This window comes from Streptomyces sp. E11-3, from assembly GCF_046540415.1.
Classification (GTDB): domain Bacteria; phylum Actinomycetota; class Actinomycetes; order Streptomycetales; family Streptomycetaceae; genus Streptomyces.
This window is the reverse complement of sequence record NZ_JAZGRL010000002.1, coordinates 1,761,859-1,773,893: the sequence shown is the minus strand read 5'-3', so window position 1 is coordinate 1,773,893 and position 12,035 is coordinate 1,761,859. Positions and strand designations below refer to the sequence as shown.

At 67.9% G+C, this 12,035-nt stretch carries 11 protein-coding genes; 4 read left to right on the top strand and 7 right to left on the bottom strand.

Features of this window, described 5'->3' with window-relative positions; genetic code table 11:
- Positions 1-1,002 precede the first annotated feature (1,002 nt).
- Positions 1,003-1,482: a hypothetical protein gene (locus U9R90_RS27120; RefSeq protein WP_411059304.1), complete on the bottom strand. Its 480-nt coding sequence runs from the start codon at positions 1,480-1,482 to the stop codon at positions 1,003-1,005.
- 474 nt (positions 1,483-1,956) lie between these two features.
- Between U9R90_RS27120 and U9R90_RS27115 the strand changes: the two genes are divergently transcribed.
- From U9R90_RS27115 to U9R90_RS27100, 4 genes are all read left to right on the top strand, one after another.
- Positions 1,957-2,580 (top strand): hypothetical protein, encoded by a 624-nt coding sequence (locus tag U9R90_RS27115; RefSeq protein ID WP_411059303.1) that lies wholly within the window; start codon positions 1,957-1,959, stop codon positions 2,578-2,580.
- 287 nt (positions 2,581-2,867) lie between these two features.
- Complete coding sequence (locus U9R90_RS27110) at positions 2,868-3,236, top strand: hypothetical protein (RefSeq protein ID WP_411059302.1); 369 nt, start codon at positions 2,868-2,870, stop codon at positions 3,234-3,236.
- A gap of 12 nt (positions 3,237-3,248) precedes the next feature.
- The gene (locus U9R90_RS27105; RefSeq protein WP_411059301.1) at positions 3,249-4,445 is read left to right on the top strand and encodes an MAB_1171c family putative transporter; all 1,197 of its coding nucleotides are present in this window, start codon (positions 3,249-3,251) and stop codon (positions 4,443-4,445) included.
- On the top strand, positions 4,420-5,862 hold the full coding sequence (locus U9R90_RS27100) for an NAD(P)/FAD-dependent oxidoreductase (RefSeq protein WP_411059300.1): 1,443 nt from the start codon (positions 4,420-4,422) through the stop codon (positions 5,860-5,862). The genes U9R90_RS27105 and U9R90_RS27100 overlap by 26 nt, the downstream gene beginning before the upstream one ends.
- Before the next feature lie 341 nt (positions 5,863-6,203).
- Here U9R90_RS27100 and U9R90_RS27095 read toward each other — a convergent pair whose 3' ends face one another.
- The 6 genes from U9R90_RS27095 to U9R90_RS27070 all read right to left on the bottom strand — a co-directional run bounded on the left by U9R90_RS27095 (position 6,204) and on the right by U9R90_RS27070 (position 11,349).
- Complete coding sequence (locus U9R90_RS27095; RefSeq protein WP_411059299.1) at positions 6,204-7,736, bottom strand: pentapeptide repeat-containing protein; 1,533 nt, start codon at positions 7,734-7,736, stop codon at positions 6,204-6,206.
- A gap of 203 nt (positions 7,737-7,939) precedes the next feature.
- Positions 7,940-8,392 (bottom strand): hypothetical protein, encoded by a 453-nt coding sequence (locus U9R90_RS27090; RefSeq protein WP_411059298.1) that lies wholly within the window; start codon positions 8,390-8,392, stop codon positions 7,940-7,942.
- 65 nt (positions 8,393-8,457) lie between these two features.
- Positions 8,458-9,516 (bottom strand): phosphoadenosine phosphosulfate reductase family protein, encoded by a 1,059-nt coding sequence (locus U9R90_RS27085; RefSeq protein ID WP_411059297.1) that lies wholly within the window; start codon positions 9,514-9,516, stop codon positions 8,458-8,460.
- A gap of 74 nt (positions 9,517-9,590) precedes the next feature.
- Positions 9,591-9,884 carry a hypothetical protein gene (locus tag U9R90_RS27080; RefSeq protein ID WP_411059296.1) on the bottom strand — a complete coding sequence of 98 codons (294 nt, stop codon included), beginning with the start codon at positions 9,882-9,884 and terminating at the stop codon, positions 9,591-9,593.
- A 79-nt stretch (positions 9,885-9,963) separates the two neighbouring features.
- Positions 9,964-10,368 (bottom strand): hypothetical protein, encoded by a 405-nt coding sequence (locus U9R90_RS27075; protein WP_411059295.1) that lies wholly within the window; start codon positions 10,366-10,368, stop codon positions 9,964-9,966.
- Between the two features lie 72 nt (positions 10,369-10,440).
- Positions 10,441-11,349, bottom strand: a complete 909-nt coding sequence (locus U9R90_RS27070; RefSeq protein WP_411059294.1) for a hypothetical protein — start codon at positions 11,347-11,349, stop codon at positions 10,441-10,443.
- Positions 11,350-12,035: the final 686 nt, after the last annotated feature.

Genomic DNA, 12,035 nt, shown 5'->3' with positions numbered 1-12,035 from the left:
CTGTAGGGGCGAAGGGGTCGCGCTCCGCGTCGGCCAGGATCAGGACGGCCCTGGCTCAAAGCGCGGCAGGCATGCCCAGAGTGGGGGGCGCGCCCGCGGCAGCGATCTTGGTGAACTTGTCGTGGTACTTGAGTGTCAGCTGCTTGGCTACCCGGTCGTGCTCGTGGGGGGCGGGGGTCTGTGAGGGCTCCCTGGTGCTAGGTCGCGATCTTGCGTAGGTGCGCGAAGTTGTAGTTGTCGGCCAGGTGGGCAGCATTTCCCTCAAGAGTGGGGCAGCTCGCACTCTCGGTGCCTTAGCGGGGCAAGTAGTCGGGCCTGCAGTCCAGATGCGCGAGTTCGCGGCCCGGATGATCCTGGAGTCATGTCTCCCCATAGGCCCGTGATCGTCCATCCGCCGCTTGGTGATGGCGGGCGTCGGGTGACCGTGCACGGCGAAGCGGTCGGCCTCGCAATGAATCTGTTCGACCTAGTGGAGTTTCTGCGCCGGGCTGGGCTGGAGCTGGACGACTCGGAGGTCGGGGTGTCCTCGTTGATCGAGTGGCGGGGTGGTGGCCCGGACTACTGGGGGCCGAGACGCTCCGCTGACTAAGGGTATCCACGGGTACACACGTTCCCTGACCGGCCGTCGTGCCGTGTAGTCAGCCGATCATGGGGGCGAGATGCAGGTGGTCCTTGCCGACCAGGCCGACCCGTCATGCGGGATCTCCCGACGATGTGCACGAGGACGTGCTCGCTGTGTCGACGCAGTATGCGGACAACTCGGTGCCGTGGCTAGATGGGCTACTCGCGGCCTTCGGGGCCGGGTTATGGGCCGTGTGCATAGTGCAGGGCGCAAGTCGTGCCAGTCCCCGACATGGGATGGGTCGGCTGACCTGCACTGGGTCATGCCTCCAGGGGGCCCAGGCGCCCCGCCCTGCATGCCGTCCGCCGAGCAGGGCACTTGTCGGATCGGGGCAGTAGACGCAGATCGGCATGCGGGCGATCGCGACCTGGTCCCGTCTGTCAGCCCCGAAGTGGTACGGATGCCCACGTCGCATGCCCAGCTTCGTCACCGCGGTGCTGCCCGACGTCGTCTGCCAGGCGGTGCACGAGGAACAGGCCCGGTTCCTCCTCCGGGGCGGGTAGCGGCCGGTCCATCTCGCCGACGGTGAGCAAGACGTGCTCGCCGTCGCATGAGATCCGGCCTGCCAGGTCGACGCTGGCGCGGTGCCGCGCGGTGATGTCGATGAGTTCGGTGAGGACTGCGAGCGCCGACTGACCCGCCCTCGTAGCTTCGGGGGACGTGGCAAGTAGTGCTGGCATCACCGCCGCGGCGAAGCCGTGGGCGCGCTGTACGGCGTCGGCTGCGCTGTGCTCGGGGCCTAGGCGGAACTCGGCGGATCTTTCCGTGTCGGGCGCCTGCTGTACGTCGGGGTCCTGTCCAGCTATGAGTGATCGCAGACTGGAGGGCCGGAGTCGAGGCGTAGCGCTGGAGATCGTCATGGTTAGGCAGCCCCCTCAAGTGACGCGAATTCGAGCTCTAGTTCGAGATGTAGAAGTGCGCTGACTGGCAGGCAGGAGGGGAGGGGTGGGTGGTATGTCGCCCCAGAGTGGAAGGTGATGGGGGTGTTGAGGTGGTCGACTGCATGAATGATCGGCACTCCTCGTCGTGGCGGCGCGGATGCTGCAGGAGGGCCGGGTATCGCCCCGAAGTGAAGGGGGCGCGTGGCGCGACGGCGTAGTCCGTTGACCTGTGCACATCACCCACTGGCATGGCCTAGGCGCGCTCCGTTGCCATCGACAGAGAGTGCTCTCCTGTTGCGCTTTGGATCTTGCTATGACCTCTCTAGATCCGTCAAGCGGGCTTGCGGTTGCGTAAATCACGGTTGCGGTGATCTATTGTTCCTGCAGGTCAGGAGCTAGTCTCCGTACCAGAGTGAGTCAGCCGATATCCGTTCCAGTCAGGAGTCCTCAGCAGTGAGCGATGGGTACACCGCCCTTGCCGAGACCGTGCACCGCGTCGACGCACTGATCGACGAAGCGCGACTCAACCGCGATGAGGTGCTTGACATCGCAGACCTGTCGGACCGGACGGGTGAGCCGGAGAGTGTTGTGAAGACGCTCCTTAAGGGCCATCCCTGTCGGGGCGAGGAGTACGACGCCCGCGTCATCCGTCGGCTGCTCTATCTGCGCGAGACGCGACGGCGCCCGTTCCGCGGGGCCAGTCACTTCTCCCGCGAGGGCACTCAGGTGTCGTGGGAGCAGATCGCGCAGGCCGGGCAGATCACCCGACAGGGGCTGAGCGCATCTGTCGCCAACAGCAAGGCTCCCAACGGCCGTTCCCTGCTTGGCATCGAGGACTTCTTTCAGGTGCGTAACGGCTACTTGACCGCTACTGCTCCCAAGGCCCTGCGCATCGCGCTGGAGTTGGTGATCCCCAGCTTGGAGAGCACGGTCAAGATCAAGGAGATGGAGAACCGGCTCGGAGCCACGGTCGCGCTACGGATGCCCACTGAGCAGGTCAAGAACCTCACACCGAAGCAAATCGATCTCCTGACGGCTATCGCGACCGACATGATCGACCGCAACACGCAGCCGTAGCACAACGGCGCAACGGCCGTATCACAGACCGCACCCGGCAAGGGGCAGCGGAGCGAACAGTACCCGCGGAGCTAGGGGCCGCGGTCAGAACCAGGGTGGGGAACAGGCCAGTGCGTCGAGGAAAGTCAATCAAGGAGTTCTGCAGCCAGCTGCTGTCTGGACTGGATCTGCCCGGAACCGTTGAGCCAACCGAACTGTTCGACGCGATATGCGCGCGAGCTGAAGACCTCCACGGGAAGCCGATCGAGTACCGGATCGTTGCGTTCCCGCCGGGGACGGCTAGCGGCATGTGGGTCAGCCAGGACCACCGGGAGCTCATCGCCATCGAGCAGAACACTGCCCCTGACCATCAACTCGTGATCCTGGGCCACGAGCTGTGGCACATGAGGGAAGGCCAGTGCCGGCACGCCACCGGCGGTCGGGCCCGTGCCGCGGCTCGGTTCCTCGCGGAGGAAGCTGACCTGCAGGAGGTCGTGCTGAAGTTCGCTGCCCGCGCACACACGGATGACGACGAGGAAGTCGACGCCGAGGCATTCGGACGGCGTCTCGGCGCCAAATGCCGGGCATGGCTGCCTGGAGGCAGCGCACGCTCCGTACGCCGAGACGTTCCCGAAGGCCGCATAGAGGTCTCACTCGGCTACCGGCCGGGGCGGTAACCCTTGCATCAGTTGGCCTTCTTCATCTCTGCGGCGATCCTGCTCGGAGCGTTCCTCGTCAAACTCCCCGGCACCATCCGGCACTGGCGCAGCCCCGACGCGGCCCTGCTGCGCGCGGTCAGTGGCCTGCTCCTGGTCGCCGCGGCCGTGTTCGTCCTGGCCGCGCCAGCCAGCATCGCGGCGGTAAACCGCTACACAGGCATCGCCAATGTCGCCGCACCGGTCGTGTACGCCACGCTCATTGCCTTCTGCGGGTCATGTCTGGTCCTGATCATCACCTGGCGCGGTGATCAGGGCAGGCCAGGGTCCGTGCGCTTCTGGGCGCGGTGGACCATGGGCATCTACATCGGTGTCATTGTCGCCATCGTCACCCTGTTCGTCCTCGGCGATGCGTCGGAAGAGCGCCTGAGGGACCTGGACACCTACTACGCGAGCACTCCGTACATCCGCGAGATGATCGTGCTCTACCTCACCGCCCACACCGTGGCAGTTGTGGTGTCCATGGTGCTGTGCCTGCACTGGTCCCGGCAGATCAGCGGCTGGCTCCGGCGTGGCGTTTGGATGCTTGTGGCGGGCTTCGCCATGAACCTCGTGTACGACACCTTGAAGTTCGCCGCCGTGTTCGCCCGTTGGTCGGGCCGAGACTGGGACGAGCTGAGCTCACATGTGGCCGTGGTGTTCGCGTCCCTGTCCGCCTTCCTGATCGGCGTGGGCTTCGTCCTGCCGCTGCTCGGCGAAGCGATCACCGACCGTCTGCAGGCAGCTTCCTCCTACCGTCGGCTCCGGCCACTGTGGAGCGAGCTGCGCACGGTATCTCCCGGCCCCCCTGCGTCACTGCCCCGCCGCGCCTCGCTCGATGAACGCCTCACCCACCGTGAGATGGCCATCTACGACGGACTGCTGGCGCTCGCCCAGCACTTCGACTGGGACGTCCGTGACCGCACCTACCGGCAGGCGCAGAACCAGGGCCTACCCAACGCGCAGGATCTCGCCGACGCCGCGATGCTCGTCACCGCGGTGCAGACCAAAGAGCTGTTGTCTGGTACCCATGACGACTCAGACGAGATCCCTGCTCCCTTGACCATCAGTGGCACCGAGAACCTCGTGCGGATCTCCCGCGCACTGCACTCACCGATCGTCGCCGCGGCCCGGCACCAAGCAGCCGCAGCAGGAACAGGTACCAATGTTCGACAGCTCCGACATTCCTGACCGTCAGGTCGTCATCATCGGCGGAGGGCTCGCGGGAATGCTGGCTGCGGCCGCGCTCAGCAAGTACACCGACCGGATCATCATTGTCGAACGAGACCGGGTCCCCCAGGCGTCGGCTCCCCGCCGAGGCCTCCCACAGGGCCGTCACGTCCACTTGCTGTGGTCAGGCGGGTCCAAGGCCATCGAGGAGCTGCTGCCCGGCACCACCGGCCGTCTCCTGACGGCAGGCGCGCACCGCCTGTCCATCCCCACCAACATGGTCGGCTTCTCCAGCCAGGGGTGGTTCCGTCGCTGGTCCGAGGAGTCCCACCACGTCCTGCTCAGCAGCCGGGACCTCCTTGACGCCACCATTCGTTCCGAAGTCCTGGCACACCCTCACGTCACGCTCCTCGAAGAGACCGAAATGCTCGGCCTCGCAGGCACCCCCTGGTACGTCACAGGCGCACGTCTCCGCACCGCCGACGGACAGACACGTACAGTGCCGGCCAACCTCGTCATCGACGCCAGCGGACGCGGCTCCCGAGCCCCGTCATGGCTCACCGCGCTTGGCCTGCCCGCTACCCCGGAGAAAACCGTCGACAGCGGACTCGTCTACGCCAGCCGCACCTTCCAGGCACCCCCCGGAGCCGAGACCTACCCCGTCGTCAATGTCCAGGCAGACCCGCGTGGAAGCGGCCCAGGTCAGTCCGCGACCCTCACACCGATCGAGGACAGCAAGTGGCTCGTCACCATCGCCGGGACTCGCGGCGGTGAACCCACCAGCGACCCCGCGGCGTTCATCCCCTTCGCCCTCGGTCTGCGCGACCCCATCGTCGGCAAGCTTCTCACCCACGCCGAACCTCTCACCGATGTCTCGCTCACCCGCACAACATCCAACCGAAGGCGCTTCTTCGAGAACGCGCAGGAGTGGCCGCAGGGCTTCGTCGTCCTCGGAGACGCCGCCGCAGCGTATAACCCTGTTTATGGCCACGGCATGACCGTCGCCGCCCAGGGAGCCCTCGCCCTGCGCGAGATCATCACCACGGCGGGGCTCACGCTCAGCGGGTCCGCGCAGAAAGCCCAACAGGCCATTGCCCGCCCCATCAACACCGCCTGGAACCTGGCCACCAGCCAGGACATCCACTACCTAGGCGCCAGCGACACACCGCCCACGACTAGCGAGCGCCTGACCGCCCGCTTCCTGGACCGCCTCATCCGCACCTCAACCGGATCTGGCCGCGTTGCCCGTGCCGTCACCGACGTCATGACTATGGAGCGGTCCCCGGCCAGACTGGCCAGCCCCAGCGTCCTCTTGGCCGTCGCCCTCGGCCCCCCGCGTAAGCAGCTCACTGCGGCACCCCTGAGCGCGGAAGAACTGGCCGCAGCCCTTGACCACGAACAGCACACCGAGGCCTCAGTGGAACCGGCCTCGGCGTAACCGCGAAGAGGGCGTGCCTGCTGCTCAGGTCATACAGCCCGTTCGCCGAGTTCGGCACGGGGCCTTGCCCTTGCTGCGCCACGGCCCCAGGCCTTCGTACCGGCTCGGGTCGTTCGGCACGCCCCACCAGGATCGCGGCGCCCTGCGCACCACCCGGTGGGTGCGCGTCGTTTTGTGACCATGGTGCCGGGCGGCTCCAGCACCGCCCGGCTCTACCCTCGTTATCTTGGGGTCGAAGGGCTTCTGTGCAGTTCAAAGGCACGAACGACGTGCAGGCAAGTAAGCCCTGTGAACGGTTCGGTCGAACCGTTCACAGGGCTTACTTGGCCGGGGCAGCGCCGTCAGCGTTTGACGCGGTTGCGGACGGCGAGGACGGCCAGACCCAACAGAACGGGTTCGGTCAGGCGGGATGTCATCTCGATGTAGGCGCCGACGGTGGTCAGGTCCTGTCCGGAGGAGCGGAACACCACCGAATTGAGGGTGACGTTCAGGGCTTTCTCGAAGCGCTCGCCGGTGAACCGGTTGCCGGTGGGGTTCTGGGGATCGTCCTTGCCGATCTCGAAGGTGACCTTGCCCCCGCTGGCCGGGACGGTGCCGGTCGCGGTCTGCTTCGGGGTGTCCTGGGCGAGGCCGAAGGCCATCAGCAGGACGAGAGTGAGGAGCATGGCCGCCCCCAGCCAGGCCAGGGCCCGGGAGGCTCGCAGGCCGTAGCCGGACAGCGCCCAGTAGGCGGTCAGCAGCCCCCGTTCACTGCGGGGGACGTCGTCGGCGTGGCGGCGCATCTCCATCTCCCCGTAGTAGAAGTCCGCAGCCCCCGGCTCGTGCTTTCCGTCCTCGAAGGTCTTGCGCAGAGCCCGGTACACCGGAGCCAGCTGCAACGGCCCCGCCCGCCCCGCGCCGAGGACCGCAACGTTCCAGCCCCGCACTGCCCCCGGCTGTCTGGCGCGCCAGTGGTGTTCCTCGGCCAGGACACGGCGCGCGGTGAACCGCACGGGCGGCCAGCGCCGCCAGTGGACGGCGGGCGGAGTCGTGTCGAAAGTGCAGTCCCCCTCCAGACTGAGTTGGTCCAGGTGGACCGTGCCGACGAACAGACATCCCGACAGATCGAGGTCGGCCAGGACCAGATGGGCCGCGTCCACCCCACGCAGCGACGCCACCCGCACTCCGGGCTCGGGCGCGCTCGGAAAGAGCCCTTCAGCGAGCTGTCGGCCGTCGGTGAGCACGAACAGATCCGGTTCGGCGGCGACTGTAAGGGGGTACTCGAACACCGCATGAGCGAAGTCCACCGTGGCATAGCGCAGACGGATCTCCGCTGTCGATGACCAGCGAGTGCGACGACACTCCAGACGGCACGCAGCGACTGCGAGGGTTACCGGGCCTCTGAACTTTGCCGACCTGAACTCGGCGTCGCCCTCGAAGGTCGCCGACCTGAACCAGGCGTCGCCCCCGAAGGTCGCCGACCTGAACCAGGCGTGGCCCTCGAAGGTCGCCGACCCGAACCAGGCGTCGCCCTCGAAGGTCGCCGACTCGAACCCGGCGGTGCCCCCGAAGGTCGCCGATATGAACCCGGCGGTGCCCTCGAAGGTCGCCGACTCGAACTCGGCGGCGCCTAAGTGGGGGTTACCGGTTGCGGGGTCACGGAGGGCGTTGAGTAAGGAGTTGAGGAGGGGGCCGGTGAAGGTGGTGCCCCGGTGGTCGATGCTGGCGCCGGGAGTCAAGCCAGCCAGGTAGGCGTCGCGATCGGCGTCGGCCAGGTGGGCGAGGCATGCGGTGTGGCCGGCGACGTGGACGCCGCGGCAGCCGACGGGATCGGTGGCCGGGTCCGCGCCATGTGCGCAGTGCGGCCAGAACGGCGCTGCCGGGGGTGTGCTCATGGTGTGGCGGCTCCACGGTGTCGGGTGCCCGTATGGACGCCCTGGGGACTGGAACGGTTCAGGCTCGACGATGACGGGCAGCGTCGGAGATCGGCTCCCATGTTGCGAACATGCCTTACGTGCCTGAACAACCCGTAGATATCTGTCAGGCACGCTGCACTGAGGCCACATGCCTGTCGCCCGCTCGACACCCGAGATAACGTTCAGAACAGACCGGATTGGCCCGCGTCTTCGAGGGCCTGCCGCTCGGCGGCTGACTTCTCTACGGCGGCCTGCTTGCGCAGCAGTGCGATCAGGAGAGCCTGCCGTTGGGCCTGGGCTCGCTTGCGCGTCTGCAACTCCTTCGACGTCGCCCACCGCACCAGGACCTCGTGGTCGCCGAGGCTCGGCGCGTCGTCGGTGACTGTGCACTTCACGTACGGCTGCTCCAGACGGAACCGGATCTGTGCCAGGGGCATGAACCAGTCCGTGCCGTACGCCCCGGCGGCGGTGAGCAGCGTGCCGTCCTGGGGCCGGTAGCCGCGTACGGCGAACCCGTCGTGTTCGTAGAGGCCGGGGTGACCGTCTTGCTGCTCGGCTTCGGTCAGGCGGAGGTCCGTGAGGTTACCGGCCGTGAGATGTCCGGCGATGGTGCGCGATCGGGTGGTGCGGGACATGCGGGTCTCCGGTTCGGGTCTGCGGGGCCGGTTGCTCTCCGGCCCGTGGTGGAACGCGTGGCGGGTCAGGCCGCGAGAGCGAGACGGCCGCGCTCAACGCGGGCGAGGTACTTGCGGGTGGCCTTCTTGCCGACGTAGCCGGACAGGGCCGTGCCGCGCGGCGGACGCCGCAGTTCGCCGTGCTCGGCGTCCAGTGCGCGGGCCCGCTGGACGATCTGCCGCATGGACAGGCCGTGCTTGAAGTCGGCGCCGACCTTCTTCTCGACGGCCACGTACTCCACGGCCTTCTTCGGGCGCAGCCGGGCGGCGAGCACGACGTCCGCCTCGCATCCGAGCACGCAGAAGGAGCAGGACAGGCGGCTCATGCCCCAGTCGTACGCCTCGTGGTACGGCAGGCCGGAGCGGGCGATCTCCTTCCAGACCTCGATGTCCGACCACCCGTGGATCGGCCTCCACGTCGTGATGTGCCGCTTGCCGTTGCTCGCCGGGCGGTCGATCTCGACGGCCGCGAGCTTCGCGCGGGGAGCACTCTCGGCGGCCCTCTGGCCCATGCAGTTCAAGATCCGGGCGGGGCGCCCCAGGTCGCCGAGTTCGGCGACGAGCGCCGTCATCAGCTTCCGGATTGGGCCTCTTTTCAGATCACTTGTGCACCATCTAGCTGCACTTGAAGGCCAAGCCGGAGCGACCTTCACGGTGGTCGGATCGAGACCCTGTTCGGCGGCTTCCCTCTCTGCCTTCGCCTTGAGTTTGAAGAAGCGGGCCACGGTTCGCGCCAGGAGGTCGCCGCCCTCGGCCTTGACTACCTCGAACCGGACTCCGAGGCGGCGGGCTTGCTCCTCGGCGAGCTTGCGGGTCCCGCCCCACTCGACGTCGCCGAGGTCGGCGTGGACGATCACGACCCGGCGCAGAATGCCGAGCTTGGCGGCCAGGCGGCAGACGTGGGAGGCCATCGCCTGGGAGTCCTTCCCGCCGGATGAGTTCAGAAGTATCCAGTCGGCGGCGCGCAGGAGCGCGGTCGGGACGGTCGTGGAGGGCACTTCGGGCACGGAGTGGTGGATACGGCGGGCCCGCTTCGGTTCCGAGGTAAGGGCGGGTTCGGCGAACAGGGTCAGTTGGGCGCTCACGGTTCCTCGTCGGACGGGTGCGGGAGTAGGAAACGGGGCTGGGGGCGCGGTGCTCGCGCCCCCAGCAGGAATCGCTACGAGGGGTTCTCGACGAGCCAGTTCGCAAAGCCGTTGCCCTGGATGGTCCACGCGTTCTCGCGGTCGACGACCAAGCCCTTCCAGGTCCGCAGCCAGGACATGGGAACGTGCCCCTCTTCGCGGACCTCGTCGAGGTTCAGGACGGTCCCGGACCAGGCGTAAACGGCGTGCCCGGAGTCCTTGCGGATGGTGAGCTGGTCGAGCCGGACTCGCATTCCGTGAGTGAGCACGATGTTGCCCTTGGCGAGCTGGCCGGAGTCCTTGACGGTGACGTTGGGAGTGGTGGTCATGACTACCTCGCGATGTGGTGGTGAAGTGGCGGGAGGGTGCCGGGGCACGGCGGTCTGCGTCGCGCCCGGCTAGCGGTGGTCAGCGTGCGAGTACGGCGCGGGCGTCGGTGTCCCAGGCGGGGACGGCGCGGCCGATTTCGATGTAGCGGGCGGCGCGCGCCTTCGCGCGATGGGGCCCGGAGAACTTGCAGCCCTTGTGGCGGCGGGGAGGTGCCGGGTTGGCGCCTTTGCGCTCCCGCATGTGGCTGTAGAAGACCTCGATGTCGACGGTGCACAGCAGGCAGCGCAGGGCCCATCGGTGCTCGCTGCCGGGGTAGCCCTCGTGGGCTCCGGCGCACCGGGTGCGTGTGCAGCCCTCCGGCTCGGGGACAGGCGCGGTGCGCGTGGCGTAGCCGAGTTCGAGCATTCGCAGCCAGGCGGCGGTGAGGCTTTCGCGGTTGCGCGGGGTGTTGGTCAGGTAGGCGGACAGGTACGGCGCAGGCATGGCGCTGGGCCCTTCGGGAGCTGGGAGTGGAGGAGAGACGCCGAGGACTCGCACGGTGTCCACGGCGCGCGGTCAGGCCGCGAGGTTGAGCAGGGAGACGGCGCTGTCCTGTTGCCAGTCGGGCAGGGAGGCCAGAAGCCGGTTTCGCCACGCGAGTGCGTACCGGGGGCAGTTGGAGCACGTCTTGTGGGTGCAGCCAGGCAGCGGGGCGTGGTGCCGCGCGTTGAAGCTCCAGGCGAGGGAGTCGGAGCTGTAGAGCAGGTGGTGGACCTCGCGCAGGCCCGTCGCCTTGAAGCCGAAGCCGTGCAGGCGGATACCGAGCCCGTACAGCGTCTCCACGATCCGGACGGCTTCCTTGGTCGACTGCCGTCGGCATACGGAGCCGAGACCGACCAGCGGCTCAAGAGTGAGGTCGACCCCTGCGGATGCGTACATGTCGACGCACCGGAGGTAGTCGTCCAGAGTCCAGCCCTGGAGGACGGGCATCCACGGGAGTTCGTCGTCGTGCCACATCAGGTTGAGGTAGGAGGCAACCGTGCGGCACTGGTGGTCGTAAACCGTCTGACCCGTCTTGGCGAGGATCTGCGGTTCGCACATCCAGTCCTGGATCGCCGCTCGCTCCAGTTCGCCCACCTCGTCGGCGTAGCGGCGGACGGCGGCGGCGTACTGGGCCGGGGGCACGGTCCACTGGCCGTACAGGCTCAGCTCCGTGAACCCGCCGGAGTCCAGCATCCACGATGTGACGGCGCGCGGGAGACGACGGCGACCGGTGAGGCGGCGGTGCGAGACGCACAGCGGCACGGCCATGCTGCCGCCGAACTCGGGCCGCTCCAGCCATGACGGCTGGTGGGTGCCCAGGTAGCTCCAGCGGTCGGCCTCTCCGTACTGGAGGTAGGTGCGGCCGGGGTCGACGGGGCCCGCCGGTAGCGTGGGGGTGGCCACCGTAGACGCGGGCACGTCGAAGAGTGCGACGGACTGCACGAGAGTCCCTTTCGGTTCGGGTCTGCGTCGGCGGTTGCTCTCCGCCAACACTTGAAATAGTACAGCATGCGTTGGTGTGGGTGGTGGGCGCCCCAGGCGTCTAAGTAAGCCCCCTGCCACGTCCAGCATTAGACGGCCCGCGCAGTGGTCGTTCGGCTCGCCGCGTCCGGGCGCGCACGGGCCGCAGCGAAGGCCCCCTGCCGCGTGAGGCGGCAGGGGCGCATGGGGTCAGCCAGCGCACTGGCACTCGACGACGGTGTCTGGGCCGCCCGCCGCCACAGCGTGAAGTGCCTCAACGCCCCCAGGGCCCTCAGCCGTAATCGGCTGCCTCGGCGTTGCCCAGAATCCTTCACTGTTCGAATCGCAGCCGACCGCGGACGCTGCTCAAACCGGTGAACAAATGCTGGTGGTGCTCGTGAACAGAGCCAAGCCGAGTCGGTCACTAGCCGCGCCCCAAGCTGGCCCCCTCCCCACCGGCCCGCCCCGGTCCTACGATGCTGCCCCTCGGGGCCGGACCACACGGGAGGCGTGGGAGCATGCGTAAAGAGGAGAGAGCCGGGATATGGCTGGGCACCGCCGCGTCCGCTCTGGCGCTGCTCGCCTTCCTCGGCATCGGCGGCCTGNCCCACCGGCCCGCCCCGGTCCTACGATGCTGCCCCTCGGGGCCGGACCACACGGGAGGCGTG

Bases quoted from the DNA above. Each gene is read 5' to 3' on its own strand.
- U9R90_RS27120 (WP_411059304.1), bottom strand. From the start codon at position 1,482: ATGACGATCTCCAGCGCTACGCCTCGACTCCGGCCCTCCAGTCTGCGA.
- U9R90_RS27110 (WP_411059302.1), top strand. From the start codon at position 2,868: ATGTGGGTCAGCCAGGACCACCGGGAGCTCATCGCCATCGAGCAGAAC.
- U9R90_RS27100 (WP_411059300.1), top strand. From the start codon at position 4,420: ATGTTCGACAGCTCCGACATTCCTGACCGTCAGGTCGTCATCATCGGC.
- U9R90_RS27095 (WP_411059299.1), bottom strand. From the start codon at position 7,736: ATGAGCACACCCCCGGCAGCGCCGTTCTGGCCGCACTGCGCACATGGC.
- U9R90_RS27090 (WP_411059298.1), bottom strand. From the start codon at position 8,392: ATGTCCCGCACCACCCGATCGCGCACCATCGCCGGACATCTCACGGCC.
- U9R90_RS27080 (WP_411059296.1), bottom strand. From the start codon at position 9,884: ATGACCACCACTCCCAACGTCACCGTCAAGGACTCCGGCCAGCTCGCC.
- U9R90_RS27075 (WP_411059295.1), bottom strand. From the start codon at position 10,368: ATGCCTGCGCCGTACCTGTCCGCCTACCTGACCAACACCCCGCGCAAC.